At 72.8% G+C, this 24,516-nt stretch carries 26 protein-coding genes; 18 read left to right on the top strand and 8 right to left on the bottom strand.

All coding sequences use genetic code 11. The features are described from left to right. Window positions 1-105: 105 nt before the first annotated feature. Both ACWDLG_RS01875 and ACWDLG_RS01870 read left to right on the top strand, forming a co-directional pair. Complete coding sequence (locus ACWDLG_RS01875; protein WP_449914915.1) at window positions 106-1,320, top strand: sensor histidine kinase; 1,215 nt, start codon at window positions 106-108, stop codon at window positions 1,318-1,320. After that, entirely contained in the window at window positions 1,317-1,949 is a 633-nt protein-coding gene (locus ACWDLG_RS01870) for a response regulator transcription factor (RefSeq protein ID WP_354907582.1), read from the top strand. Before ACWDLG_RS01875 ends, ACWDLG_RS01870 begins: the two co-directional genes overlap by 4 nt. Window positions 1,950-2,023: 74 nt before the next feature. Here the strand turns inward: ACWDLG_RS01870 and ACWDLG_RS01865 are convergent, their stop codons facing one another. Further along, on the bottom strand, window positions 2,024-2,380 hold the full coding sequence (locus tag ACWDLG_RS01865) for an ArsR/SmtB family transcription factor (RefSeq protein WP_449914912.1): 357 nt from the start codon (window positions 2,378-2,380) through the stop codon (window positions 2,024-2,026). Window positions 2,381-2,428: 48 nt separating this feature from the next. On the opposite strand from ACWDLG_RS01865, the gene ACWDLG_RS01860 reads away from it, so the two are divergent. Then, complete coding sequence (locus tag ACWDLG_RS01860; protein WP_449914909.1) at window positions 2,429-3,538, top strand: cation diffusion facilitator family transporter; 1,110 nt, start codon at window positions 2,429-2,431, stop codon at window positions 3,536-3,538. A 25-nt stretch (window positions 3,539-3,563) separates the two neighbouring features. Here the strand turns inward: ACWDLG_RS01860 and ACWDLG_RS01855 are convergent, their stop codons facing one another. Together ACWDLG_RS01855 and ACWDLG_RS01850 are read right to left on the bottom strand one after the other, a co-directional pair. Further along, complete coding sequence (locus ACWDLG_RS01855; RefSeq protein ID WP_449914906.1) at window positions 3,564-4,775, bottom strand: sensor histidine kinase; 1,212 nt, start codon at window positions 4,773-4,775, stop codon at window positions 3,564-3,566. Further along, a complete protein-coding gene (locus ACWDLG_RS01850) occupies window positions 4,775-5,437 on the bottom strand; it encodes a response regulator transcription factor (protein ID WP_449914903.1) in 663 nt (220 codons plus the stop codon). The genes ACWDLG_RS01855 and ACWDLG_RS01850 overlap by 1 nt, the downstream gene beginning before the upstream one ends. Before the next feature lie 140 nt (window positions 5,438-5,577). Here ACWDLG_RS01850 and ACWDLG_RS01845 point away from each other — a divergent pair, with 140 nt between their 5' ends. From ACWDLG_RS01845 to ACWDLG_RS01820, 6 genes are read left to right on the top strand one after another with little or no spacing between them, the layout of a single operon-like run. Continuing rightward, complete coding sequence (locus tag ACWDLG_RS01845; protein ID WP_449914900.1) at window positions 5,578-6,900, top strand: alpha/beta hydrolase family protein; 1,323 nt, start codon at window positions 5,578-5,580, stop codon at window positions 6,898-6,900. 18 nt (window positions 6,901-6,918) lie between these two features. Next, window positions 6,919-8,394 carry a S41 family peptidase gene (locus ACWDLG_RS01840; RefSeq protein ID WP_449914897.1) on the top strand — a complete coding sequence of 492 codons (1,476 nt, stop codon included), beginning with the start codon at window positions 6,919-6,921 and terminating at the stop codon, window positions 8,392-8,394. A 48-nt stretch (window positions 8,395-8,442) separates the two neighbouring features. After that, complete coding sequence (locus ACWDLG_RS01835; RefSeq protein ID WP_449914894.1) at window positions 8,443-8,997, top strand: hypothetical protein; 555 nt, start codon at window positions 8,443-8,445, stop codon at window positions 8,995-8,997. Further along, entirely contained in the window at window positions 8,994-10,088 is a 1,095-nt protein-coding gene (locus tag ACWDLG_RS01830) for an efflux RND transporter periplasmic adaptor subunit (RefSeq protein WP_449914891.1), read from the top strand. The genes ACWDLG_RS01835 and ACWDLG_RS01830 overlap by 4 nt, the downstream gene beginning before the upstream one ends. Then, the gene (locus tag ACWDLG_RS01825; RefSeq protein ID WP_449914889.1) at window positions 10,085-10,744 is read left to right on the top strand and encodes an ABC transporter ATP-binding protein; all 660 of its coding nucleotides are present in this window, start codon (window positions 10,085-10,087) and stop codon (window positions 10,742-10,744) included. Before ACWDLG_RS01830 ends, ACWDLG_RS01825 begins: the two co-directional genes overlap by 4 nt. Next, window positions 10,745-11,947 carry an ABC transporter permease gene (locus tag ACWDLG_RS01820; RefSeq protein ID WP_449914886.1) on the top strand — a complete coding sequence of 401 codons (1,203 nt, stop codon included), beginning with the start codon at window positions 10,745-10,747 and terminating at the stop codon, window positions 11,945-11,947. It abuts the gene before it with no gap. A gap of 140 nt (window positions 11,948-12,087) precedes the next feature. On the opposite strand, the gene ACWDLG_RS01815 is transcribed toward ACWDLG_RS01820, so the two are convergent. Then, window positions 12,088-12,900: an NmrA family transcriptional regulator gene (locus ACWDLG_RS01815; RefSeq protein WP_449914883.1), complete on the bottom strand. Its 813-nt coding sequence runs from the start codon at window positions 12,898-12,900 to the stop codon at window positions 12,088-12,090. Window positions 12,901-13,132: 232 nt separating this feature from the next. Here ACWDLG_RS01815 and ACWDLG_RS01810 point away from each other — a divergent pair, with 232 nt between their 5' ends. The 5 genes from ACWDLG_RS01810 (at window position 13,133) to ACWDLG_RS01790 (ending at window position 17,276) form a co-directional block, all read left to right on the top strand. Then, on the top strand, window positions 13,133-13,597 hold the full coding sequence (locus ACWDLG_RS01810) for a MarR family winged helix-turn-helix transcriptional regulator (protein ID WP_449914880.1): 465 nt from the start codon (window positions 13,133-13,135) through the stop codon (window positions 13,595-13,597). 86 nt (window positions 13,598-13,683) lie between these two features. Then, window positions 13,684-14,775, top strand: coding sequence for an NAD(P)/FAD-dependent oxidoreductase (locus tag ACWDLG_RS01805; RefSeq protein WP_449914878.1), 1,092 nt, complete (start codon window positions 13,684-13,686; stop codon window positions 14,773-14,775). Window position 14,776: 1 nt separating this feature from the next. After that, window positions 14,777-15,757, top strand: coding sequence for an aldo/keto reductase (locus ACWDLG_RS01800; protein WP_449914877.1), 981 nt, complete (start codon window positions 14,777-14,779; stop codon window positions 15,755-15,757). Between the two features lie 29 nt (window positions 15,758-15,786). After that, window positions 15,787-16,692 carry an LLM class flavin-dependent oxidoreductase gene (locus tag ACWDLG_RS01795; protein ID WP_449914875.1) on the top strand — a complete coding sequence of 302 codons (906 nt, stop codon included), beginning with the start codon at window positions 15,787-15,789 and terminating at the stop codon, window positions 16,690-16,692. A 137-nt stretch (window positions 16,693-16,829) separates the two neighbouring features. Next, on the top strand, window positions 16,830-17,276 hold the full coding sequence (locus ACWDLG_RS01790; RefSeq protein ID WP_449914873.1) for a hypothetical protein: 447 nt from the start codon (window positions 16,830-16,832) through the stop codon (window positions 17,274-17,276). A 47-nt stretch (window positions 17,277-17,323) separates the two neighbouring features. On the opposite strand, the gene ACWDLG_RS01785 is transcribed toward ACWDLG_RS01790, so the two are convergent. After that, a complete protein-coding gene (locus ACWDLG_RS01785) occupies window positions 17,324-18,280 on the bottom strand; it encodes a TIGR03620 family F420-dependent LLM class oxidoreductase (protein ID WP_449914870.1) in 957 nt (318 codons plus the stop codon). Window positions 18,281-18,403: 123 nt separating this feature from the next. On the opposite strand from ACWDLG_RS01785, the gene ACWDLG_RS01780 reads away from it, so the two are divergent. After that, a complete protein-coding gene (locus ACWDLG_RS01780) occupies window positions 18,404-18,955 on the top strand; it encodes a TetR/AcrR family transcriptional regulator (protein WP_449914867.1) in 552 nt (183 codons plus the stop codon). Between the two features lie 172 nt (window positions 18,956-19,127). Next, window positions 19,128-19,712 carry a hypothetical protein gene (locus ACWDLG_RS01775; protein ID WP_449914865.1) on the top strand — a complete coding sequence of 195 codons (585 nt, stop codon included), beginning with the start codon at window positions 19,128-19,130 and terminating at the stop codon, window positions 19,710-19,712. Between the two features lie 63 nt (window positions 19,713-19,775). Here ACWDLG_RS01775 and ACWDLG_RS01770 read toward each other — a convergent pair whose 3' ends face one another. Continuing rightward, complete coding sequence (locus ACWDLG_RS01770; protein ID WP_449914863.1) at window positions 19,776-20,324, bottom strand: YceI family protein; 549 nt, start codon at window positions 20,322-20,324, stop codon at window positions 19,776-19,778. A gap of 264 nt (window positions 20,325-20,588) precedes the next feature. Here ACWDLG_RS01770 and sigJ point away from each other — a divergent pair, with 264 nt between their 5' ends. After that, window positions 20,589-21,524, top strand: a complete 936-nt coding sequence (sigJ, locus tag ACWDLG_RS01765) for an RNA polymerase sigma factor SigJ (RefSeq protein ID WP_449914862.1) — start codon at window positions 20,589-20,591, stop codon at window positions 21,522-21,524. Between the two features lie 87 nt (window positions 21,525-21,611). On the opposite strand, the gene ACWDLG_RS01760 is transcribed toward sigJ, so the two are convergent. Beyond that, entirely contained in the window at window positions 21,612-22,652 is a 1,041-nt protein-coding gene (locus ACWDLG_RS01760) for a helix-turn-helix transcriptional regulator (protein ID WP_449914860.1), read from the bottom strand. Window positions 22,653-22,753: 101 nt separating this feature from the next. On the opposite strand from ACWDLG_RS01760, the gene ACWDLG_RS01755 reads away from it, so the two are divergent. After that, window positions 22,754-23,332 carry a DinB family protein gene (locus tag ACWDLG_RS01755; protein WP_449914859.1) on the top strand — a complete coding sequence of 193 codons (579 nt, stop codon included), beginning with the start codon at window positions 22,754-22,756 and terminating at the stop codon, window positions 23,330-23,332. A gap of 60 nt (window positions 23,333-23,392) precedes the next feature. Here the strand turns inward: ACWDLG_RS01755 and ACWDLG_RS01750 are convergent, their stop codons facing one another. Then, entirely contained in the window at window positions 23,393-24,328 is a 936-nt protein-coding gene (locus ACWDLG_RS01750; protein ID WP_449914856.1) for an aminoglycoside phosphotransferase family protein, read from the bottom strand. Between the last annotated feature and the right edge of the window lie 188 nt (window positions 24,329-24,516).

The following is a 24,516-nucleotide window of genomic DNA, read 5'->3' as shown; positions in this document are numbered from 1 at the left end:
GGCGCATCGTGCCCGCGGACCGGCGGGGCTCCCTCATCCGGTCAGCCGGAATACACCTTTTGAACGATGCGGCAGCTGATCCACCGGGCCTACGCTGAGTGAGAGATGATGAACCATCCGTTTCCGCCCGCGTTGCGGCTGCTGCGGTGGACCGTCCACGGCACCTTCGCGACCCTGCTGGTCATCGCGCTGACCAGCCTGCTCCGCCACGGTCATGGCCTGCTGGCCGCCGCGGGTGCGCTGCTGGGCGTGGTGTACATGGCGGGCATCGTCATCGAGCGGCGGCTGCCGCACTTCGGCGGTCGCACCCACCTGCTGCTGGGCCGGATCTGGCTCGCCCTGATCACCATGGGCTGGGCCGCGCTCGCGCTGGCCGCCCCGCAGTACATCTGGCTGGCCTTTCCGCTGTTCTTCGCCTACCTGCACCTGCTGCCGCTGCCGATCGCCCTGCCAGGGGTGGCCCTGCTGACCGCCGCCGCCATCGCCGCCACCGGCTGGCACACCAGGGGTCTGACCGCGGCGCAGGTGATCGGCCCGGTCGTCGGCGCGGTCGTCGCCACGCTCATGGCCATGGTCTACAAGGCCCTGTACGCCGAGAGCGAGCAGCGCCGCCGGCTGATCGACGACCTGGTGCGCACCCAGGACAAGCTGGTCGAGGCCGAACGCGAAGGCGCCCGCCTGGCCGAGCGGGAACGCCTGGCCAGGGAGATCCACGACACCCTGGCCCAGGGCATGTCCAGCATCATCCTGCTGCTGCGCGCCGCCCGCCGCGACCTGGCCCACGATCCCGGGCAGGCCGAGGCGCGCATCGGCGAGGCGGAGCGCGCCGCCCAGGACAACCTGGAGGAGGCGCGCAACTTCGTGCGCGCGCTGGCGCCGCCCGCGCTGCAGCAGTCCTCGCTCGTCGCGGCGCTGCGCCGCGTCAGCGACACGGCGCTGGCCGGCACCGGCATCCAGGCGCGCTTCGAGGTGTCGGGGAGCCCCCTGCCGCTGCCCACCGACTACGACCCCGTGCTGCTGCGCATCGCGCAAGGCGCCCTGGGCAACGTCAGCCGGCACTCCGGCGCCCGGCACGCCGCGGTCACGCTCACCTACCTCGACGACATGGTGGTGCTCGACGTCGTCGACGACGGCCGCGGCTTCGATCCGGACCGGTCCGCCCACCCCGGCGCGGGCGCCGGCCACGGGACCGGTTTCGGCCTGCGCGCGATGCGTGACCGGGTCGGGGCGCTGGGCGGCGCCTTGACGGTGGAGTCCGTCCCCGGCGAGGGCACCGCGATCGTGGCAGCCCTGCCGCTGCCGGCCGGGAGGGCGTCATGACGGCGGCGATCCGGATCCTGCTGGTGGACGACCATCCGGTGGTCCGCTCGGGGCTGCGCGCCATGCTGGCCGACCAGGACGACTTCGAGCTGGTCGGCCAGGCCGCCACCGGGGAGGAGGCCGTCGAGCTGGCCGGTCGCCTGTCACCGGACGTCGTCCTGATGGACCTGCAGCTCGGGCCCGGCATGCACGGCAGCGAGGCCACCCGCCACATCGTCGCCCTGGGGGGCCCGCGCGTGCTGGTGCTCACCACCTTCGACACCGACGCCGACATCCTGACCGCCGTCGACGCCGGCGCCACCGGCTACCTGCTCAAGGACGCGCCCCCGCACGAGCTGCACGCGGCCATCCGCTCGGCGGCCGCCGGCAGCAGCGCCCTGGCCCCCAGCGTCGCCTCCCGGCTGCTGGACCGGATGCGCACCCCGGACGTCACCCTGAGCCCCCGCGAGCTCGAGGTGCTCGTCCACGTCGCCGCCGGCCTGTCCAACCGGGAGATCAGCAAGCAGCTGTTCCTCAGCGAGACCACGGTCAAGACGCACCTGGTGCACATCTACGCCAAGCTCGGCGTCGACTCGCGCACCGCCGCGGTGGCCGCCGCCGTCAAGCGCGGCCTCATCCGCCGCTCCTGAAGCCCGGTCCGAGCTCAGCCGGTCCGGGCTCAGTCGTGCCGGGCTCAGTCGTGCCGGGCTCAGTCGTGCCGGGCTCAGTCGTGCCGGGGGATGCCCGAGACCTCGTGGTCGGCGTGGAACAGCGCCTCGTGGATGAGCGCCCGGACGTGGGCGTCACGGGCCCGGTAGACCACGCGCCGGCCGTCGCGCCGGGTCTCGACGAGGCCGGCCAGGCGCAGCTTGGCCAGGTGCTGCGAGACGGAGGGGCGCGCGACGCCGAGGGCCTGCGCCAGCGAGCTGACGTCGTAGTCGCCGGAGGAGAGCAGCCACATCAGTCGCAGGCGTGTCGCGTCGCTGAGCATCCGGAAGGCGTCGACGGCGGCTTCGACCTGCGCGCTGGTGGGTTGTTCCTGCGACTGTGTGGCACCTGATTCGTTGTCGCGTGCGTACATGACTACATATGATGCCGACAAACGGGTCATGCGCAAGTGAGGTGGGTCATGCCTGAGCAGAACGAGACAGGGTCTTTGCCGGCGCACGGCCACGGGCACGGCCACGGCCACGGTCACGGGCACGCCGGTCATGGGCACGGGCACGGGCACGCCGGTCATGGGCGTGCCAGGGGGCGGCTCGGGCGGCTGCTGTCCGGCCTCGGGCACGCCTTCACCCCCCACAGCCACGACAGCGCGGACAAGACCGACCCGGCCCTGGAGTCGAGCAGCCGGGGCATACGCGTCGTCGCCGTCTCCTTCGCCGTGTTGATGGTCACCGCCGCCGTCCAGGCGGTCATCGTCGCCTTCTCCGGCTCGGTGGCGCTGCTCGGCGACACGCTGCACAACGTCGCCGACGCCCTGACGGCGATCCCGCTGGCCATCGCGTTCTCGGTGGGGCGGCGGACGGCCACGCGGCGATTCACCTACGGCTACGGCAGGGCCGAGGACCTGGCGGGCATCGTCATCGTCCTGCTCATCGCGACCTCGGCGGGCCTGGCGGGCTACGAGGCGGTCACACGGCTGCTCGATCCGCGGGACGTCCAGGCGCTCGGGCTGGTGGCCGCCGCCGGGATCGTCGGGTTCGCCGGCAACGAGTGGGTGGCCCGCTATCGCATCAGGGTCGGCCGCGAGATCGGTTCGGCGGCGCTGGTGGCCGACGGCCTGCACGCCCGCACCGACGGCTTCACCTCGCTCGCCGTGCTCCTCGGCGCAGGCGGTGCCGCGCTCGGGTTCCCGGTCGCCGACCCGATCGTCGGCCTGCTGATCACCGCGGCCATCCTGTTCGTGTTGCGTGACGCGGCCCGCGAGATCTACCACCGGCTGATGGACGCGGTGGATCCCACGCTGGTCGCCGCGGCCGAGCGCATCCTGGCCGCCGTCCCCGGCGTCGTCCGGGCCGGTTCGGTACGGCTGCGCTGGGTCGGCCACGCCCTGCGCGCCGAGGTCGACATCGTGGTGAGCCACGAGCTGTCGCTGGTCGAGGCGCACGCCGTGGCGGTGGCGGCCGAACACCGGCTCATCCACGAGTTGCCACGCCTGCGGGCCGCCACGGTGCACGCCGACCCCGACGGGCCGGACGGCACCGACCACCACGCCGTCCTGGTCGCCCACCGGTAGCCACGCGAACCCTCGGGGGCACCGGTCATCCGGTGCCACCGGCGGGTTCGAAGCCGGCGGTGACCCGCAGGCCGCCGTCCGGCGACGGGCGCACGGCGAGCGTCGCGCCGTGGGCGGTGGCGATGGCCTGCACGATGGACAGGCCCAGGCCGAGCCCGCCGTCGTGGCCGGTACGGCTCGCCCCCGCCCGCTGGAACGGCTGCAGCAGCCGGTCGACCTCCGCGGCCGCGACGACCGGCCCGGTGTTCGTGACCGTCAGGACGGCCCGCCCCGCCGAGGTGCCGGTGGCGACGTGCACGTGACCCCCGTCGACGTTGTGGCGCAGGGCGTTGTCGACGAGGTTGATGACCAGGCGTTCGACCAGGCGCGGGTCGCCGGCGGAAGGGGCCGGGTCGAGCGTCGTGGTCAGGCGCAGCCCGCGCCGTACCGCCTCGGACTCGCGGGCCACGAGCACGTCCTCGCTGATCTCGGCCAGGTCGAACGGCTCCCGCCGGTCGAGTCCCGCCTCGCCGCGGGCGAGGGTGAGCAGCGCCTCGATCAGGCGTTCCTGCTGCTGGTTGGTGGTCAGCACCCGCTCGTGGGCGGCCCGCAGCGACGCGGTGGACGCCTCTGGGTCGGACAGGGCGAGCTGCACCAGGGTCCGCTGCCTGGCCAGCGGCGTGCGCAGTTCGTGGGAGGCGTTGGCGATGAACCTGCGCTGGGCGGTGAAGGCGGCTTCCAACCTGGCCAGCAGCCCGTCGAAGGTGTCGCCGAGTTCCTTGAGCTCGTCGCCGGGCCCGGCAAGGGAGAGGCGTTCGTGCAGGTTGGTGGCGGAGATCTGCCGGGCGGCGCGGGTGATGGTGCGCAGCGGGTGCAACACCCGGCCGGCGACGATCCAGCCGAGCGCGATCGAGACGACCGTCATGGCGGCGAGCGCGATGCCCGACTGGGTGAGGAGCTGGTCGAGTTCGGCGTCGTGCTGCCGCAACGCCTGGGTGCGCATCGCCTCGGCCTGCGCCTGGACCTGTTCGTAGGTCAGCCCTTCGGCACCGCCGAGCACCTGCGGTCCAGGATCGAGAAGATCTCCGGGTGCGCCGGTGACGAGGCTGCCGCCCTGGCCGCTGAAGACGACGCCGCTGGTGGCGTGCACGACCAGGGCGTAGGTGATCGCCAGCAGTGCCGCGCCGGACAGCAGGAAGAGCCCGCCGTACAGCATCGTCAGGCGCATGCGGACGGTCCTGCGCGGCAGGGCGCGCATCAGGCGCTCCGCAGCCGGTAGCCGGCCCCGGCCACCGTCTCGATGATCGAGGGGTCGGCGAGCTTGGCGCGCAGCCTGCTGACCGTGACGGTGACGGTGCGGGTGAACGGGTCGGCGAACTCGTCCCACACGCGCTCCAGGAGCTCCTCCGCGGAAACCGTCCGGCCATGGGAGGCCAGCAGCAGCTCCAGGACCCCGAACTCCTTGGGCGTGAGCTCCAGCGTCCGCTCACCCTCGTAGGCGCGGCGCCGCGCGAGGTCGACCATGAGGCCGCTGTGGCGCAGGACCGGCGGGATGGCGGGCTGGGCGCGCCGTACCAGCGCCCCGATGCGGGCGACGAGCACGGGGAAGTCGAACGGCTTGGGCAGGTAGTCGTCGGCGCCGATGGCGAGCCCTTCCACCAGGTCCTGGCTGGTGCCCGCCGCGGTCAGCATGAGGACCCTGGCCCGGTTGCCCGCGGCCACCAGCGCGGCGCAGACCTGGTCGCCGTGCACGCCCGGCAGATCGCGGTCGAGCACGATCGCGTCGTAGTCGTTCTGCTCGGCCCGCTCGAGCCCGCCCCTGCCGTCGTAGGCGACGTCGACCGCCATCCGCGCCCGGCGCAGGCCGTCGGCGACCGCCTCGGCCATCTCCACGTCGTCCTCGATCACCAGCACCCGCACGGGTCGTTCCCTTCGATGAGCCACCGCAGCTGGTCAAGCCTTGCTCGACCGGGGTCACAGCAGGGTTTCTACCGCAGCCGCCGAACCGGGCCCGCCGGTGTGATCTCCGTGTGACAGGCTCCGCCGTACACCTGGTGTCCATGTCAGATCACCTGTGGCACGAGGCCGCGGTCGTCGGCCGGCGAGGCCTGCTCGGTGGGGCCGCGGCGCTCGCCGCGGCCCTGGCGCTCCCGGCGCCGGCGGCCACCGCGCTGGCGGCCGGCCCGCCGCGACTGAAACTTCCCGTCCCGACCGGACCGCACGACGTGGGCACGATCGCGCTGCACCTGGTCGACCGCGGGCGCCGCGACCCGTGGAAGGCCGCCCGCCCCCGCGAGCTGATGATCAGCGTCTGGTATCCGGCGGCCTGCGGCGCCGGTGGCCGCCATCGGCCGGCCCCGTGGATGACCACGCGGGCGCTGGCCCGCTACCGCACGATGACGGCCGAGGGCCTGCGGCGGACCGCCGAACGGCTCGACCTGGGCGGGGTCGACATCTCGCTGGACGGCGTCGGCTTCCCGCTCACCCACGCTCGCGAGGGTGTCCAGGTCAGGGCCGGTCGCCGCTGTCCTGTCGTGCTGTACTCGTCCGGCGCCGGCGAGCCTCGCGCGGTGGGAACCACGCTGGTCGAGGACCTGGCCAGCCGCGGCTACGTGGTGGTCACCATCGACCACACCCACGACGCCTGGGCCGTGGAGTTCCCCGGCGGGCGGGTCGAGCGCGACCTGCCGCCCCTCGACAGGAACGGCGCGCAGACCGCGGTGAAGGTACGCGTGGCCGACACCCGTTTCGTCCTCGACGCGCTCGCCGCGCTGGCCGCCGGGCGCAACCCGGACGCGGCGAAGCGCGCGCTGCCCGCCGGCCTGGCCGGCTGCCTGGACCTGGACAGGATCGGCATGTTCGGGCATTCCCTGGGCGGCGCGACCACCGGCCAGAGCATGGCCCACGACGCCAGGATCAGGGCGGGCCTCGACCTGGACGGCCACGTCATCCCGACTGTCTCGATCGCGCCGCCCATGCCGCCGGAGCGGGCCGGTGAGCTGGCGGGACAGGTCGCCACCCGGATCGGCGACCGGCCCTTCATGATCATGAGCAGCGCTGGCAAGGGGCCCGACGAGCTCGGCGCGCTCATGGCGGGATTCTGGTCCCACCTGCGCGGCCGGCGGTGGTTCCTGTCGCTGAAGGGCTCGACCCACGCCAGCTACACCGACGACAAGCAGCTGATCCACCAGCTGGCCACGGCCAAGGTCATCCCCGCCGCGCTGACCGAGCCGGTCGGCACGATCGCGCCAGGCCGGTGCACCGCCGCGCAGCGCGCCTACGTCGCCGCGTTCTTCGACCGCTGCCTGCGCGAGCGCGACGCCCCTCTCCTGGACGGCCCGTCCGCGAAGTACCCCGAGATCGTCTTCTTCCCCTCGACCTGACCAAGGAGCATCGCCACGATGAAGCGCTTCGCACCGGCCCGGCGGCGGCTCGTCGCCGTCGCGCTGGCGGTCGCGGGAGCCACGACCCTGACGCCCGGCGCGGGAGCGGTGACCGTGACGCCCGGCGCCGCACAGGTCGCGCGAACCGGCCAGGACGCGCCCGCGTGCACCGCCGTCAACGGACCGCCCGGCCGGACCGCGCCGACGCGGCCCACCACGATCACCACCATCGAGCAGGCCTACCACTGCGTCTTCGCGCACTACTACGGCGGCGAGAAGCTCGACAACCGCCTGCTGCTGACCGCGGCCTTCGCCGGGTTCGCCCGCGAGCTGGAGCGGCGTGGCCTCGACGCGCCGGAGGCCACGATGCCCGCGCTGTCGGGCGACCGGCACAAGGACTGGGCCGCCTTCGCCGCCGTCTACTCCCGCGTCACCGGCGCGCTGCCCGCCGACGACACGGTACGGCAGTCGCTGGCCGCCGCCACGATGAACGCGATGGTCGACCGCCTGGCCGACAACCACGCCCGCTGGGCACGCACGCAGGTGCACCCCGACGCCGGCCCCGGCACGAGCTACGGGCTCGGCATCGTCACCTCCCCCTCCATGGGGCTGATCCAGAACGCGCCGCACCAGGCACTGGCTCCGCTCTACGTCAGGACCGTCACCGGAGGGCCGGCGGCCGGCAAGGGGCTGCGCCCCGGCGACGTGATCGAGTCGGTCAACGGCGCGCCGCCGTTCGCCGGCGGTGTCCTGTCCACGGGCGCCACGGCGCAGCTCTTCCCGGCCTACCCCGACAGCCGGCCGGTCCGGATTAAGCTGCGCCGCCCGGCCACCGGCCGCACCTGGACGGTGACCCTCACGCCCGCCCTGTTCACGCCCGACGCCGAGGCGAGCCGGATGGTGACGGCCAAGGCGGTGCGCGGTGACATCGCCTACGTCAAGCTCGCCGGGTTCGGCATGCGGTCGGCGGACACCGTCCTCAAGGCGATCGACGACGTCGGCAAGGGCACGACGCCGCGCGGCGTGGTCCTCGACCTGCGCGGCAACCGGGGCGGATCGCCCGAGGAGGCGGCCCGGCTGGTCAGCGCCTGGGTGCACGGCAAGGTGACCGCCTACCACTGCGACGTCGACGGGGACTGCCTGACCAGCCCCACCGTCGACAGCGTCCCGCTGCTCGACCTGCCGCTGGTCGTGCTCACCGACCGCGACTGCGGATCGGCCTGCGACCATTTCGCCGCCGCCGTCAAGGACCTCGAGGCCGGGACGCTGGTCGGCACCCGCACCGGCGGGATCGTCTCCGGCGCGGCGGCGCCGTACCTGCTCGACGACAACAGCCTCCTCCTGCTGCCCGGCCGCCGGCACCTCGGGCCGGACCGGGAGGTCGTCGACGGCAGCGGCGTGGCTCCCGACCACTACGTCCCGCTCACCGCCGAGGACGTCTCGGCCGGCAAGGACCCGGGGCTGGCCCTGGCCCTGGCCCTGCTCGGCCGCTGACCCGCGGACCGGGCGATCGCCCGGTCCGCCCGACCGGAAGGACGAAGGATGCGTATCAGGACAGGATTCGTGCTCGGCCTGCTGCTGACCCTGAGCATGGCCGGATGCGGGCAGGGCGACAGCGGCGCCCGGGTGGCGACCGCCGGCACGTCGGCCGCCACCGCGACCGCGACCGCCGCGGCGGCCCGGTCGGACACCGGCGGTCTGGCGTTCGCCCAGTGCATGCGGGAGCACGGCGTCGACATGCCCGACCCGCAGGACAACGGGCGGGTCGAGATCAGGCTCCCGCAGGGTGTCGACCCGCAGAAGGCGCAGGCGGCGACCGAGCAGTGCAGGCGGCACCTGCCCGACGGCGGCGAGGCGGCCAAGGCCGACCCGCGGGTGGTCGAGCAGCAGCGCGCCTTCGCGCAGTGCATGCGAGACAACGGCGTCGAGAGGTTCCCCGACCCGGACGCGAGCGGCGGCTTCCAGATCGGCCCCGGCAGCGGGCTGGACCCGGACGACCCCAAGGTGCAGGCGGCCCAGCAGAAGTGCGCCGGACTGCGTCCCGCGCCGCCGTCCGGAGGCCCCTCCGACGCGCCCAACCTCGGGACGAACGGGTGACCAGGGCCGGTCGTCCCCGGCTCTGGCGGGCCGTCGGCGTGGTGGTCGTGACGGCGGCGGCGCTGGCCGTCGCCGTACCGGCGGCCACCGATCTCGTGCTCGACGGGCCGGCTCAGGGCGGCGACCGAAGCGGCCGGAACGCCGGCGGCCTGCCGCCGGTCACCGCGAAGGTGACCAGGCAGACGCTCGTCGACAGCCAGACCGAGACCGGCGAGCTGGGCTACGGCGCCGCGACGACCGTGAACAGCAGGCTGTCCGGCACCGTGACCCGCCTGCCCGCCACCGGCACGAGAATCAGGCGCGGCCAGGCGGTCTACCGCCTCGACGACACCCCCGTCGTCCTCCTGTACGGCAGGCTGCCCGCCTACCGCGCGCTCTCGGCGGGGGTCGAGGGCGCGGACGTCAGGCGGTTCGAGCAGAACCTGCACGCGCTGGGCTACCGCGGATTCACCGTGGACGACACCTACTCCGCCGCCACCGCCGCGGCGGTGATGGAGTGGCAGGACGACCTCGGCCTGCCGCGGACCGGAACGGTGGAGCTGGGCCGCGTCGTCTACGCGCGGGGAGCGGTGCGCGTCGACGCCCACAAGGCCGCCGCGGGCGACGCCGTCCAGCCCGGAGCAGGGGTGCTCACCTACACCGGGACCTCGCGCGTGGTCACCGTCCAGCTGGACGTGTCCGAGCAGCTGCTGGCCGGCAAGGGCGCCACCGTGAACGTCACGCTGCCGGACGGCGGGAAGGCCCGCGGCAGGATCGCCACGACCGAGACGGTGATCGACACCGGCGGCAACGGGTCCGACGAGCCCACGACCCGCATCGACGTCACCATCACGATCCAGAACAGGAGGAAGCTGCCGGCCCTCGACCGGGCGTCCGTGGACGTCGCCTTCTCCGCCTCGAAGCGCGAGAGCGTGCTGACCGTCCCCGTGGCCGCACTGCTGGCCCTGGCCGAAGGCGGCTACGGCGTGCAGGTGGTGGCCGGCGGGACCACGCGGACGGTGCCGGTGCGGACCGGACTGTTCGCCGCCGGCCGGGTCGAGGTGACCGGCGACGGCATCAGCGAGGGCGTGACGGTGGGGATGCCGGCATGAGCGGCGTGGTCGAGCTCGCCGACGTCACCAAGGCGTACCCGGGCGGCGTCGCGGCACTGCGCGGCGTGACCCTGTCCGTCGGGTACGGCGAGCTGGTCGCGATCGTGGGTCCTTCGGGGTCCGGCAAATCCACCATGCTCCACCTCATCGGCACCCTGGACCGGCCCTCGGCGGGCACCGTCCGCATCGACGGCCACGACGTGGCCACGCTGTCGGACCGGCAGCTGTCGGCGCTGCGCGCACGCCGGATCGGGTTCGTCTTCCAGCAGTTCCACCTCGCCCCCGGGCAGCCGGTCCTGGACAACGTCGCCGACGGCCTGCTGTACGCCGGGGTGCCGGTCAAGGAGCGCCGGCGCAGGGCCGAGGCCGCCTTGGCCCGCGTGGGCCTCGGCCATCGGCTCGGCCACCTGCCGAACGAGCTGTCCGGCGGCGAACGGCAGCGCGTCGCCGTGGCCAGGGCCGTGGTCGGCGAGCCCGCCCTGCTGCTCGCCGACGAGCCCACCGGCAACCTCGACTCGGCCTCGGGCGCGGGCGTGATGGCGCTGCTACACGACCTGCACGCCGCCGGAACCACGGTCGTGGTCATCACGCACGACAAGGACATCGCGGCCGGGCTGCCGCGGCGGATCGCCATGCGCGACGGGGCGGTGGTCTGAATGGCGGCACGGCTCGTTCCCGCCCGGCTGCGCCCCGGCGACGTGCTGCGCGTCGGCGGCACCGGCCTGCGCACCAGGCCGCTGCGGGCGTTCCTGTCGGCACTGGGCATCGCGATCGGCATCGCCGCGATGACCGCCGTGGTGGGCATCTCGTCGTCCAGCCGCGCCGAACTGGACCGCACGCTGGCCGCGCTCGGCACCAACCTGCTGACCGTGGCTTCCGGCAACACCCTGTTCGGCAAGGACGCCACGCTTCCCGCCGAGTCCGTCGCCATGATCGCCAGGATCGGGCCCGTGGAGCAGGTGGCCGCCACGGGGAAGCTGTCCGAGACGCGCGTCTACCGCAACGACAGGATTCCCGCGGCCCGCAGCGGCGGCATCTCGGTGCAGGCCGCGCACCTCGGCCTCCCCGCCACCGTGGCCGCCACCGTCGCCAGCGGCACCTGGCTCAACGCTGCGACGGCCCGCTATCCGGCCGTGGTGCTGGGCGCGACCGCGGCCGCCAGGCTGGGGATCGGGGCCGCGGGCGCCGACGTCCAGGTCTACCTCGGCCGCCGATGGTTCACCGTCGTCGGCATCCTCGATCCCGCCCCGCTGGCCGCCGAACTGGACTCGGCGGCGCTGGTCGGCTGGCCCGCCGCACGCTCCTACCTGGGCTTCGACGGGCACCCGACGACCGTCTACACGCGCACCGCCGACACGGCCGTCGAAGCGGTAAGGGCGGTGCTCGCGGCCACCGCCAACCCGCGGGCGCCCAACGAGGTCAAGGTGTCCAGGCCGTCGGACGCGCTGGCGGCCCGCCAGGCCACCGACCGCGCCTTCACCGGCCTGCTGCTCGGCCTGGGCGCCGTGGCCCTGCTGGTCGGCGGTGTCGGCGTGGCCAACACGATGGTCATCTCGGTGCTCGAACGCCGCGCCGAGATCGGCCTGCGCCGCTCCCTCGGCGCGACCCGCGGGCAGATCAGGCTGCAGTTCGTGGCGGAGTCGCTGCTGCTGTCCGCGGTCGGCGGCCTGGGTGGCGTGCTGGCCGGCGTCGCAGTGACGGCCGGGTACGCGGCCACGCGGACATGGCCCGCCGTGGTCCCCGGGTGGGCGAGTGGCGGCGGGCTCGCGGCCACCCTGCTCATCGGCGTCGTCGCGGGCCTGTACCCGGCGATCCGCGCCGCCCGCTTGGCCCCCACGCAAGCGCTCGCCGGCGCATGAGCCGCATCGCATCGGGTGCCCGCGCCTCCGCCCGCACCTCCGCCGCGCCTCCGGCCTCACCTTCGCCCGCGCCCCTGGCTGGCCCGCCGGGGGACCGGGGGCTTGGCCAGCGGGCCGAGTTCGCTGGTCGCCGGTGCGGGTCAGCCGCGCCAGGCGGTGGCCGCTTCCTTGGCGTACTCGGTGAAGTCGCGCGCGGGCCGGCCCAGCGCCTGCCGTACGCCGTCGGCGAGGCTCTCGTTGCGGCCGTCGAGCACCTCGGCGAACAGCGCGTTGAGGCCGGCGATCTCGTCCTCGGGGACGCCCGCCGCGCGTGCCCCCTCGGCGAACTCCTCCGGGGTGACCGGCGCGTAGCCGACCTCGCGCCCGGCGGCGGCGGAGATCTCCGCGGCGGCCTCGGCGAAGGAGAGCAGGCGCGGGCCCGTGAGCTCGTAGACCTTCCCTGCGTGCCCGTCCTCGACGAGGGCGGCGGTGGCCACGTCGGCGATGTCCTCGACGTCCACGAAGGGCTCGGTCACGTCGCCGGCGGGCAGCGCGATCGTGCCGCTCAGCACCGGGTCGAGCAGCCAGCCCTCGCTGAAGTTCTGCATGAACCAGCTGCAGCGCACGACCGTGGCCTCGACGCCGGAGCCCAGCACGACCTGCTCGGCCTGCTGGGCCAGCTCCTCGTTACGGCCGGACAGCAGCACCAGGCGGCGCACGCCGGACCGTACGGCCAGCGCGGTGAACTCGCGGACGCGGTCGAGGGCGCCGGGGAAGGCCAGGTCGGGGTAGTAGGTGATGTAGACGGCGTGGACGTCACGCACGATCGGCGCCCAGGTGCCGGCGTCCTCCCAGTCGAAGGCGGGGCGGGAGCCGGCGCGCACGTCGTGGCCCGCCGCCTTCAGCCGGTCCGCCACGCGGCGGCCCGTCTTGCCGGTAGCTCCGAGAACCAGGATGGTGTTGTTCGTCGTCATGCCTGTAGTCAATCGGCCCGCGACGAGACTGGACATGGCTGAGGCGCGCACCCGCATAAGCGGGCGTCTCAGGCGGGGCCGGCGTGCGCGGCCCGTACATCGTCGAACGCGGCGCAGCCGCCGTGCGCGACTTCGCCGAGTCGGGCCGACAGGCGGGCTTCCCGCGCGGGGGTTCTCATGAGGCCGTGCCGGGAAACGGTAGTTCGTTCCGCGAATTTGTTAGTCTGGGCCGGTGAGTAAGCATGTTGACGGCCAGATCGGAGCGGTGGCCGCACTGGTGCGGTCCACGTTCCTGGTGAATGCCGTGTACGCAGATTCCGCCCGCGAGTACGGCCTCACACAGCAGCAGGGCCAGCTGTTGTGCGTCCTGATGGCGCAGCCGTACGGCATGACCGAGCTGGGCGCGGTCCTCGGCCTGGCCAAGTCGAGCCTGACCGGCCTGGTGGATCGCAGCGAGCGCAACGGCCTGGTCCAGCGCAACCCCGACCCTCAGGACTCCCGTGCGGTGAGGGTGGCGCTCACCAGGCGGGGCGCCCAGCTGGCCGATGAGTTCTACACCGAGACGTGCCGCCGCGTCGAGGAGCTGACCTCGGGGTTCGCCCCGGCGGAGCGCGACACGCTCGCCGCCCTGCTCGGCCGCATCGTGGCGGACAACAAGGTTCCCACCGTCTTCATGGAACCGGATCACACCCGCTGAACGAGAGAGGGAGTTGCAGTTCGTGCCACGAACTAATATTGTTCGTGCCACGAACTCAACCCCTTTTTCGTGTTGGAGTGTGAATCATGAGCCGTACAGTCGTGATCATCGGTGGAGGTTACGGTGGTTCCGCGGTCGCCAAGGCGCTGGACGCGGAGGCCGACGTCGTCCTCATCGACCCCCGCGACGCGTTCATCAACTCGGCCGGCTCGCTGCGCGCGCTGACCCAGCCCGACTGGGCGCACAACATGTTCTTCCCCTACGACCAGTGGCTCAGGCGCGGCACGGTGGTCCGCGACCGGGCGGTCTCGGCGGACCCCGGCGGTGTCACCCTGGCCTCGGGCCGGCGAATCGAGGCCGACTATCTGGTCCTGGCCACTGGCTCCAGCTACACCTATCCGGCCAAGCCCAACGCAGACTCCACCGGCGAGGTCCTGGACGACCTGCTCCGGACCCACAAGGAGCTGGCGGGTTCCGAGCGGGTGCTGATCCTCGGCGCCGGGCCGGTCGGCCTGGAGCTGGCCGGCGAGATCAAGGAGGTCTGGCCGCACAAGCACGTGACCATCCTCGACCCGGCCGAGCAACTGCTGCCCGCCTTCCCCGCGGAGATGCGCGCGGAGCTGCGCCGCCAGCTCGACGAGCTGGCGGTCCACCTGCGGCTGGGCACCGGCCTGACCGCGCCTCCGGCGACCGAGCCCGGCCAGGCGGCGACGTTCACCGTCGCCACGACGGGCGGGGAGGAGATCACCGCCGACATCTGGTTCCGCGCGCACGGCGCGCGCGTCAACAGCGACTACCTCGCCGACGGCGAGCTGACGACACGTTCGCCGCAGGGTCAGGTGCCGGTCACCGAGACCCTCAACGTCCGCGGGTACGACCGCGTCTACGCGATCGGCGACATCACCGACGTCGCCGAGGCCAAGATGGCCGGATACGCGATGCAGCACGCCGAGGTGGTGGCCCAGAACATCATCGCCCAGCTGCGCGGCGAGCAGCCGGCGGCCACCTACCGGCCGCTGCCCCACCCCATGATCCTGCTGCCCCTCGGCCCGCGCCAGGGTGTCGGCCAGTTGCCCAGCCCCGACGGGCCGGTCGTCGTCCCGGCCGAGACCGTCTCGGCGTACAAGGGGGCCGATCTGTTCACCGGCCGCTTCACCGAGCAGTTCGGCGCCGCCTGACATGGACTACACCCAGCTGGGCCGCAGCGGCCTGTCCGTGTCCCGGCTCATCCTGGGCACGATGAACTTCGGGACGGAAACCTCCGAACAGGACAGTCACACGATCATGGACCGTGCGCATGAGCACGGCATCAACTTCTTCGACACCGCCGACGTGTACAGCGGAGGTCGCACCGAGGAGATCATCGGCCGCTGGTTCGCCACGGGAGGCGGCAGGCGCGACAGGACCGTCCTGGCCACCAAGCTCTACCTCCCGACAGGCGAGTGGCCCAACGACAGCCGCCTGTCCGCGCTGCACATCAAGCGCGCGTGCGAGGCCTCGCTCCAGCGGCTGGGCACCGACCACATCGACATGTACCAGATGCACCACATCGATAGGAACACGCCGTGGGAGGAGATCTGGGAGGCCTTCATCGTCCTGCGCCAGCAGGGCAAGGTGCTCTACTTCGGCTCCTCCAACTTCGCCGGCTGGCACCTCGCCCGGGCACAGGAGGAGGCGCGCGCCCGGCACCTGCTCGGCCTGGTCGCCGAGCAGTCCATCTACAACCTGCTGAACCGCTGGGCCGAGCTGGAAGTACTGCCCGCGGCGCGGCACTACGGGCTCGGCCTGATCCCGTGGTCGCCTCTGCACGGCGGAGTGCTCGGCGGCGTCCTGCGCAAGCGGAAGGAGGGCGGCGCCTCCCGCGGCGACTCCGGGCGATCGGTCCAGACCCTGGCCAAGCACAGGGAAACGATCGAGGCGTACGAGAAGATGTGCGCCGGCCTCGGTGAGGACCCCGCCGACGTCGCTCTGGCATGGTTGCTGGCGCAGGACGGCGTGACCGGGCCGATCGTCGGGCCGCGCACGGTCGAGCAGCTCAACGGCTCGCTCAGGGCCCTGGCGATCACCCTCGACGAGGCCACGCTCGCCAGGCTGGACGAGCTGTTCCCGCCACCCGGGCCGAACGGCGCCAAACCCGCGCCGGAAGCGTACGCCTGGTGAACATCTCCATCCGCACGAAAGGCAGAACCTTGTCCGCACACAACGTCGTCTTCGGCTTCGGCACACATCCGGGCATCGACGACATTCCCGAGCTGCTGCGCGTCGTCCAGCAGGCCGACCGGGACGGGCTCGACATCTTCACCCTGTCGGACCATCCCTACATCGGCGGGCGCCTGGACGCCTACGCCGCGCTCGGCTTCATCCTCGGGCGTACGCGGCACATCGCCGGCTTCGCCAACGTCACCAATCTGCCGACCCGGCCTCCTGCCATGCTGGCCAGGACGGTGACGTCGCTGTCGGCGCTGTCCGGTGGCCGGATCGTGCTCGGCATGGGCGCCGGCGGGCTGTGGGATCGCATCGCCGACATGGGAGTGCCGCGGCTGACGGCCGGCGACGCCGTGGACGCCTTCGAGGAGGCGATCGTCCTGGTCAAGCTGCTGTCGGGCGGCGGCCCTCCGGTCACCTACCAGGGCGATCACTACCAGGTGAACCAGATCGAGCCCGCTCCCGTCGCCGCGCCTCCCGTGTGGACCGGATCGGTCGGCCCGAAATCCCTGGCCGCCACCGGCCGCGTGGCCGACGGCTGGATCCCCGGCCACGCGGCCGACTGGCTCAGCGAACGCTACCGGGCCTCCCGGCCGATCATTGACGAGGCGGCGGCGTCCGCCGGCCGCGATCCGAGCGAGATCCGCACGGTCTTCAACTTCCCCGGACGCATCACCGACCGGCCGCTGCCCGCCACCCGCGACGGCGACGGCCGCTGGATCGGCGGCTCCGTCGCCCAATGGGTCGAGGAACTGACCGGAGCCGTGCTGGAGCACGGCGCGTCGGGCTTCACGCTCTTCTCCGCCGGCCACGGCGCCCCGGACCCCACCCAGCTGGCCCGCTGGGCCCAGGAGATCGTCCCCTCCGTACGCGAGGCGATCGCGAAGTAGGGCGGTTTCCGGGGCCGAGCGCCCGCGCTCGTGGGTCGAACGGTTTCGAGGCGCTCGCGATCGCGCTCAGGACGTCGGTCGGCGGGCCCCAGCCGCTTGCAAGATCTCTCCAAGTGGCGTGGTCTACCGTCCTGGCCATGAGAAAGACACATGTCATCGGTGGACTGCTGGCCTTCGTGATCGGCGCGGGCGTCCCGGCCTCGGCGCAGGCCGCCGCGACCTCCCCCATCCACTGGGGCCCCGTCAGGTCGGCGGCGGGACACTCCGGCCACGCCGAGGCCGATGTCTGGATCACCGACTTCAGCGCCGAGACGTTCGCCGTGTACGGCAAGCTTGACGACCGCGACCCGCACCGCGGCCACTGCGCCTCCATTCGTGCCCGCTTCCACTACGTGGGCGGTGGCACCGGATGGAGCCTGCCCCGCTCGACCTGCTCGGCCAAGAGCTCCTTCCGGCTCACGTCGGACGGAGAGATCAACCAGGTGGACGTGCGGGTCTGCCTCCACGACCTGGGCCTGCGCAAGACCTTCCGGTGCCACGTCGACGCCATCAAGCCCGAGATCATCGCGAACTGGCCGCAGTGACCCTTGGTCTCCTGGCCGAAGCCGGCCTGATGGCGGGATGAAAGCGGTCAAGCATGCCGTTCGGCATGGCTCGCCCCGGATCGCCCGCGTTCGAGAGATGGCAGGAGGTGGGCGAGGTTCCGCCACTGGTCCAGTGGGGCGGTGCGCGGGTCGGAGGGGAGCGCCTGGAGGCAGACGTGGTCGGCGCCCGCCGCCAGGTGGGCGTCGATCCTCTCGGCGATCATGTCTTCGCCGGTGGCCACGAGGGAGTCGACGAGGCGGTCGCTGCCACCGTCGGCGAAGTCGGTGTCGTCGAACCCGAGCCGCCGCCAGCTGGCCCGGTACGGCTCGGCGGCGAGGTAAGCCGCGATGTGGCCGCGCGCCCTCGCCCGTGCCTCGTCGGCGGGCAACCCGGCGACGACCGCCTGTTCGACGATCAACGTTCGATCGGGCCCGAGCACGGTACGGGCGTCGGCGGTGTGTTCCGGCGTCACGAGATAGGAGAACGCGCCCGCGGCCCGGTCTCTGGCCAGGATGAGGGCTTTGGGGCCCAGTGCGGCGAGAACCCGGGGTGCCGTGGGTGCCGTGGCACCCCCGATCCCAGCCAGATCGAGGATGGGATCCGGCTCGTCCAGGCGGTCGAGGTGCTCGCGCAGCGCCGACAGGGGGCGTTCGTAACGCAGGCCCAGCACGCCCTCGACCAGGCGCGCGTGCGAGGTGCCCAGGCCGAGGACGAACCGGCCGGGATGGGTGTCGAGCAGGGAGCGCGTCTGCATCCGGACGTTGCGGGGGTGGCGGCCCCAGATCACCGCGATGCCTGTGCCCACCACCAATGACCTGGTGGCCGCCAGCAGCGTGGACACCTCCATGAACGGGTCGCGAACGAGTCCTTCACTGAGCCATAGCGCGCCGTAGCCGAGCGTTTCGATCTCCGCCGCGATCGCGGCGGACTCCGCTGCCGGGCGCAGATCGATTCCGGAAACCCACAGTCCTACCGTGCCGATCGCGGGCATGGGTGACGTCAAGGGTGACCTCCCTCATAGAATTCGGAGTGGCGCTCCAGATAATACGGAGTGCCGCTCCGGTACGACCAGGGAGGGTGCGAGATGAGTCGCGAAGCCGCTGAGGGGGGCAGGCCGCATGCGGCTGTGCGCACGGACGCACGCCGTAACCGGGCGCGGCTGATCGAGGCGGCGAGCGCGCTGTTCGACGAGGTGGGGGCGGACGCGGCGGCGATGAACGACGTGGCCAGGCGGGCGGGAGTCGGGCCTGGCACGCTGTGGCGTCACTTCCCGAACAAGGACGCCCTGATCGCGGAGATCGTCGGCGAGAGTCTGGACGGGCTGGCGAACCTGGCCGCCGACCTGCTGGACACCAGCCCCCCCGAACCGGACTTCCTCCGGCGATGGGTCGCCGCGCTCGTGCGGCACATCACCCGGCACCAAGGGCTCGCCGCTCGGTTCGCGCGCGCCTCCGAGCACGTCGGCAGCCCGCTGGGCGCGCGCTGCCAGGCCGTCGAGCAGGTAGCCGCGGACCTCGTCGCACGCTCGCGAGAGCTCGGCCAGGTACGCGGCGATCTCACCGGGGCCGAGCTCATCCGCCTGGCGACGGCCGTCGCCTGGCTCGACGAGGCAGCCACGGAACCTGACACCGCCGCACGCCTCCTCGACCTGGTCTTCGACGGCATTCGCGCCCGCTGAGCGATGTCAGGAGCTCGCGTCTCCTGGGGCCTCGTGGGCGCCTCCCGCCGGGGCCGCCTGTCCTGCTCGCGCGGCGCTGACGGCGCGGCCGAGTGGCTGCGCCGCGAGCGTCGCAAGCGCGAGGCGCGTACCCATGAGATCATCACGCCCACACAGTGGTGAACTAGGTCGAATGAGACTCCAGAAGACGCTGGTGGACGAGATGCTCGTCTACAGCTTCATGATCGTCCTGCTCACCGGCGCCTTCCTCGCGTTCTTCTACACCCCCGGCGAGCGGGTGATCTACGACGGCTCCTTCGCGCCGCTGCTCGGCATCGAGATGAGCGGAGCCTATGCCTCGACGCTGCGGCTCAGTTTCGACGTCCGGGGCGGCCTGTTCATGCGGCACCTCCACCAGTGGGCGTCGTTGATCTTCCTGGTGGGGATCGTCCTGCGCGCGCTGCTCAGCCGTACGCTCCGCCAGATGCCGCCCGGGGTGGCGCTGCTGGGGCTGGCCGCGCTCAACCTGGTCGTCGGCTACGCCCTGACCGACGACCTGTACGCCGGGAGGATCGTGGGAGGGCTGCCGATCGCCTGGTGGTACGGCGCGCACCTGCTGCTGGCGCTCGTCGTGGCGTCCGCCCTGGTGCTCGCCTGGCGGCGAACGGGTGTTCAGCGGCCCAGGGTTCTCTCCTTCGTGGTGATCTGTCTGAACCTCACGCTGCTGGCGTTCTTCTTCCCGCTCAACCAGATCTGGCTGAGCGGGCCGTCCCGGTGACGCGTCCCGGCTGGGGCATCGCTCGCCGCGCGATCGGAACGCTGGTCGACGGGGCCGGCCTCGTCAGGAGGACCGCCGGATCGCGGTGACGTCGAACTCCAGCGTCACCTTGTCGCTGATCAGGACCCCTGTCGCGGCGTTCCAGTTCACCTCCCAGTCCTTGCGGTTGATCGTGGCGCTCCCCGTGAAGGCGATCCGGAGGTCGCCCCGCGGGTCGTGCTCGGCGCCGGCCAGCTCGACGTCCACGGTGACCGGCCTGGTCACGCCACGGATGGTCAGGTCACCGGTGACCTGGAAGGTGGTCCCGTCCATCTGCTTCACCCTGGTCGAGACGAAGGCGATGGTCGGGTGGCCGTCCACGTCGAGGAACTTGCCGCGCAGCTGATCGTCGCGCTGCCGGTTGCGGGTCTGGATGCTCCTCGCCCCTATCGTCAGCGCGACTCCGGACTTCGACGGGTCGTCGCCGTCCAGGCGCGCGCTGCCCTCGAACTCGTCGAACCGCCCGCGCACCCTGGTGGACATCGCGTGCCGGGCGACGAAGCCCAGCCGCGTGCGGGCGGTGTCGAGGGCGTAATCGCCGGTCAGCTCGCCGAGCTTGGTCATGGTTGTCATGCCTGGTCGCTCCTCAGGGGGAAAGATGGTCGATCCGTCGGCGCCGGCCTCATGGCCGCGGGTGGGCGCCGGTGAGGCGATATCGCGGGACAGGGAGGCCGGCCCTGCCGCCGCCGCGCTTTCCTGCTTGCGGGATGGTGTTCGTTTCACCAGTACGACGACACAACCCCGCGGAATGTGAGGCGACGCGCCGACCTCACATTCCGGGGTGATGTCTCGTCGTACTGGTGAGGGCAGATGCGACGAAGGAAAGTCGGGGAGACCATGACCACCCCATCCGATCCGGCGGACGGCGGGCTCGATCCGAGCCTGAGTGCGATCACGAGGGAGCGGCGTCAGCTGATCAATCTCGCCTACCGGCTCCTCGGCTCGCTGGCCGATGCCGAGGACGTCGTCCAGGAGACCTACGCCCGCTGGTACGCCATGTCCCGGCAGCAGCAGGAGGCCATCGAGTCCCCCGGCGCCTGGCTGACGAGGGTCGCCAGCCGCGTCTGCCTGGACCTGCTCGGCTCGGCACGGGCCCGGCGGGAGAGCTACGTGGGCGAATGGATCCCCGAGCCGCTGCCCGACCGTACGGAGTGGATCGACGGGCGGTCGGGCGGCAGCACGGCCGACCCCGCCGACCGGGTCACGCTCGACGAGTCGGTCAACATGGCCTTCCTCGTCGTGCTCGAGGCGATGACCCCGGCCGAGCGCGTCGCGTTCATCCTGCACGACGTCTTCCGCTACTCCTTCGCCGAGGTGGCCGAGATCGTCGGCCGTACGCCGGCGGCCTGCCGCCAGCTGGCCTCCTCGGCCCGCCGCCGCATCCGCGTCTCGCAGGCGCCCGCGGCTCCGGCGGCCCGGCAGGCCGGCATCGTCAGGGACTTCAAGCACGCATGGGAGGCCAAGGACATCGGCGCTCTCGTCGGCCTCCTCGCGCCCGACGCGACGGGGATCGCCGACGGCGGCGGCCTGGTCAGCGCCGCTCTCCACCCGGTCGAAGGCAGCGAGCGGATCGCCCGCACGTTGGTCGACATCGCCGACCTGGTACCCGGCCTGACGATCCTGGAGCGTACGGTCAACGGTCAGCCCGGCCTGGTGGCCCAGCACGACGGCGTCACCGTGGTGGTGATGGCGTTCGACGTCGTGGGCGACCGCATCAAGCGCTTCTGGGCGGTTCGGAACCCCGAGAAGCTCCGGCCCTGGACGGCCGCCTGACGCCCGCCGCCCGATGGACGTGCCGGCCGGCCCGGACGCGCCGCCGCTGCCGCCCGCCGTCCCGAACCGTGGTCGAGGGCGCTCGGCTCATGGGCTCGGGTACGGTCCGTCGGTCGCGTCGGTCGCGTCGGTCGCGTCGGTCGCGTCGGTCGCGTCGGTCGCGGCGTTGGCGTAGCGGCGGGCCAGGTGCGCGAAGGCGTCCTTGAGCTCGGCCGGGCCGACCACCTCGATGTCGGCGTCGAACCTGCCGATGGTGGCGGCCAGGCCGGGCCACGACCACGAGCCCAGGACGAGCCGGCAGCGGTCCGGGCCGAGCTCCTCGACGACGCCGTCGCGGGTGTAGCGGGACACGGCGGCGGCGGGGAGGTCGAGGATCACCTCGCCGCGGCACGGCCAGTCGCCCGAGCCGTCGGAGCCCCGGAACCTGCCGGCCACGAAGGCCGCCACATCACCTCCGGGCAGCTCGCGCGGGGTGAAGCGGGGTCCGGTAGGGGTGCGCGGGGTGATCCGGTCGGCGCGGAAGATGCGCCAGTCCTCGCGGTCGAGGTCCCAGGCGACGAGGTACCAGCACCCGTCCCAGGTGACGAGGTGATGGGGCTGCGCCCGGCGCGGCGGGGTCTGGTCGCCGGTGTCGTCCGGCCCGTGCCGGTAGTCGAAGCGCAGCACCTCGCGGGCGTGGACGGCGGCACTGAGCGCCACGAGCACGCTGCTGTCGACCTGTCGGTACGGCAGGCCCGCGGGCCGTTCGACGGCGGTGACCCGCAGGGTGTCGATCCGGCGGCGCAGCCGTACGGGCATGACCTGCCGGACGGTGTTCAGCGCGCGCGCCGCGGCTTCCTCGATGCCGGCGCCGGCGGTGGTGGCGATCTGGAGCGCGACGGCCAGGGCGACGGCCTGCTCGTCGTCGAACAGCAGGGGAGGCAGCTCCGTGCCGGCGTCGAGCCGGTACCCGCCGTCGGGGCCCTTGGTCGCCACGATGGGATAGCCCAGCTCGCGCAGGCGGTCGACATCACGGCGGACGGTGCGCGGGCTGATGTCCAGCCGCTCGGCCAGCAGCGCACCCGGCCAGTCCCTGCGCACCTGGAGCAGCGAGAGCAACGCCAGCAGCCGCGCTGAAGTCTTCGGCATGAACCCCATGGTGCCGCGAGAAGCGGCCACTCTCTGTCCGCTTCCTCTGCGACTGTTGTCGCGTGCCACTCAACGACAACCATCCGAAAGGTCCGAACGCCGTGAACGCCACCACCACGCCCCCCTCGACCCTCGACGCCGAGCGGGGCGACCTGCTCGCCGCGCTCGCGACCGCGCGAGCCGCCCTGACCAACACCGTCCGCGGGCTCAGCGACGAGCAACTGGGCCGGCGCCCGACGGTCAGCGAGCTGTGCCTGGGCGGGCTGATCAAGCACGTCGCCTCCATGGAGGAGAACTGGATGCGCTTCGCGACCGAGGGCCCGTCGGCGATGCCCTACGACCTGCCCGACGGTGTCACCTGGGCCGACCTCGCGTCCGGCACCGCACGCGAGGTCCCGCAGTGGGCGATCGACCACCAGAACGACTTCCGGATGCTGCCCGGCGAGACGCTGGCGGGGATCCTCGCGCGTTACGAGCGGGTCGCCGCCCGCAGCGCGGAGATCGTCGCCGCCCTCCCCGACCTGTCGGCGACGCACCCGCTGCCGGAGGCGCCCTGGAACGAGCCGGGAGCGGTGCGCAGCGTGCGCGGGGTGCTGATGCACGTCATCGCCGAGACCGCCCAGCACGCCGGGCACGCCGACATCCTGCGCGAGACGCTCGACGGGCAGAAAACGACCTGAGCGGTGACGGGCTCCTGCTGATCGGGGGGCCGAGTCATGGCAGCGCCGCCCTCGGCCCCCTCATGGCGCGCGGTCCGTGAGCAACTCCGCCATACGGTCCGCGAACTCGGTGAGCCGGTCCAGCCATGATCCACCGCGGGCGATACGGAATCCGTGCCGGCGGCCCCAGAACGCGGCCTGGACGGCATGGAACTGGGCCCACCGCCGAACGCGTTCGCGATCGAGCTCGGCGGCCTCGGCGAAGACGTCCAGGGTACGGTCGACAGCCTTGCGCACGTCGTCCGCGTCGAGGAACGTCAGCGCGCGCGACTTGAGCAGCGTGCCGCCGTCGTAGGCGGGATCTCCCACGTACCCCTTGGGGTCGACGGCCAGCCAGGGCTCGCGGTCGGCGCGCAGGATGTTCCCGGCGTGGAGATCGCCGTGGATGAGGACGTCCGGCTGGACCCGGCCCAGCTCGCGGACGGTCGCCACGGCGGTGTCCACCACGCGACGCGACAGTGTGTGCGTCAGCTCCTCGGCGTCCTTGCCCAGCTGCTCCTCCCAGGCGTCGGCCTGCTCCCTCAGCCGGGGCAGGCCAGGCGGCGCGGGGACGGCCAGCCGGCGACTGAGCCGCCCGGCGACCGTCACGACCTCGTCACCGTCGTCGACCTCCGCCAGCGTCGAGGTCCGGACCCGCTCCAGCAGCATGGCGAAACGCTCGTCGTCGCGCTCGTGCAGCAGAACGGCTCCGCGCCCGCCCCACGCCGCGAACGCGTCCGGCTCATGGACGTTGCCGGGATGCGGAAACGACACCTTCAGCACAGCGGTCAGCTCGTCCCGCCGCCGCACCGGGACGACGACCCCGACGCCCCCGTGCAGGACCTGGCCGTCAGGCACGCACCCCCAGCGTTCCAGGAGCCTGTCCACGATGCTGGGCAGTTCGGCGAGCCACGCCGCGCCGGCCTCTCCTTCACGCTCGACGGTGCTCCGCGCGAACGCCTCCGGTATCCCGATCATTCGGGCACCTTACGCGCCGGCCCGCCGCCCCTGCCAGGCCCGAGCCCGGGCCGACCCCGACCGCCGCCGGCCGCCGCGAGCGCGTGATCTCCCGCGGGTCAGGTCACGGTCCTGGTGATCGAGTCGACGCGACGGACCCGCCCGTCGGAGGCGAGCCGGGCGAACAGGTGGACCTCGATCCGCAAGGT

It is taken from the genome of Nonomuraea sp. NPDC003727 (genome assembly GCF_053586935.1).
Note: the sequence above shows the minus strand (reverse complement) of the source record. Positions and strands in the feature narration are given on the sequence as shown.

Coding starts and splice junctions, on each gene's coding strand:
- ACWDLG_RS01875 (WP_449914915.1), top strand. CDS start 106: ATGATGAACCATCCGTTTCCGCCCGCGTTGCGGCTGCTGCGGTGGACC.
- ACWDLG_RS01870 (WP_354907582.1), top strand. CDS start 1,317: ATGACGGCGGCGATCCGGATCCTGCTGGTGGACGACCATCCGGTGGTC.
- ACWDLG_RS01865 (WP_449914912.1), bottom strand. CDS start 2,380: ATGTACGCACGCGACAACGAATCAGGTGCCACACAGTCGCAGGAACAA.
- ACWDLG_RS01860 (WP_449914909.1), top strand. CDS start 2,429: ATGCCTGAGCAGAACGAGACAGGGTCTTTGCCGGCGCACGGCCACGGG.
- ACWDLG_RS01855 (WP_449914906.1), bottom strand. CDS start 4,775: ATGCGCGCCCTGCCGCGCAGGACCGTCCGCATGCGCCTGACGATGCTG.
- ACWDLG_RS01845 (WP_449914900.1), top strand. CDS start 5,578: ATGTCAGATCACCTGTGGCACGAGGCCGCGGTCGTCGGCCGGCGAGGC.
- ACWDLG_RS01840 (WP_449914897.1), top strand. CDS start 6,919: ATGAAGCGCTTCGCACCGGCCCGGCGGCGGCTCGTCGCCGTCGCGCTG.
- ACWDLG_RS01835 (WP_449914894.1), top strand. CDS start 8,443: ATGCGTATCAGGACAGGATTCGTGCTCGGCCTGCTGCTGACCCTGAGC.
- ACWDLG_RS01825 (WP_449914889.1), top strand. CDS start 10,085: ATGAGCGGCGTGGTCGAGCTCGCCGACGTCACCAAGGCGTACCCGGGC.
- ACWDLG_RS01820 (WP_449914886.1), top strand. CDS start 10,745: ATGGCGGCACGGCTCGTTCCCGCCCGGCTGCGCCCCGGCGACGTGCTG.
- ACWDLG_RS01815 (WP_449914883.1), bottom strand. CDS start 12,900: ATGACGACGAACAACACCATCCTGGTTCTCGGAGCTACCGGCAAGACG.
- ACWDLG_RS01805 (WP_449914878.1), top strand. CDS start 13,684: ATGAGCCGTACAGTCGTGATCATCGGTGGAGGTTACGGTGGTTCCGCG.
- ACWDLG_RS01800 (WP_449914877.1), top strand. CDS start 14,777: ATGGACTACACCCAGCTGGGCCGCAGCGGCCTGTCCGTGTCCCGGCTC.
- ACWDLG_RS01790 (WP_449914873.1), top strand. CDS start 16,830: ATGAGAAAGACACATGTCATCGGTGGACTGCTGGCCTTCGTGATCGGC.
- ACWDLG_RS01775 (WP_449914865.1), top strand. CDS start 19,128: ATGAGACTCCAGAAGACGCTGGTGGACGAGATGCTCGTCTACAGCTTC.
- ACWDLG_RS01770 (WP_449914863.1), bottom strand. CDS start 20,324: ATGACAACCATGACCAAGCTCGGCGAGCTGACCGGCGATTACGCCCTC.
- sigJ (WP_449914862.1), top strand. CDS start 20,589: ATGACCACCCCATCCGATCCGGCGGACGGCGGGCTCGATCCGAGCCTG.
- ACWDLG_RS01760 (WP_449914860.1), bottom strand. CDS start 22,652: ATGCCGAAGACTTCAGCGCGGCTGCTGGCGTTGCTCTCGCTGCTCCAG.
- ACWDLG_RS01750 (WP_449914856.1), bottom strand. CDS start 24,328: ATGATCGGGATACCGGAGGCGTTCGCGCGGAGCACCGTCGAGCGTGAA.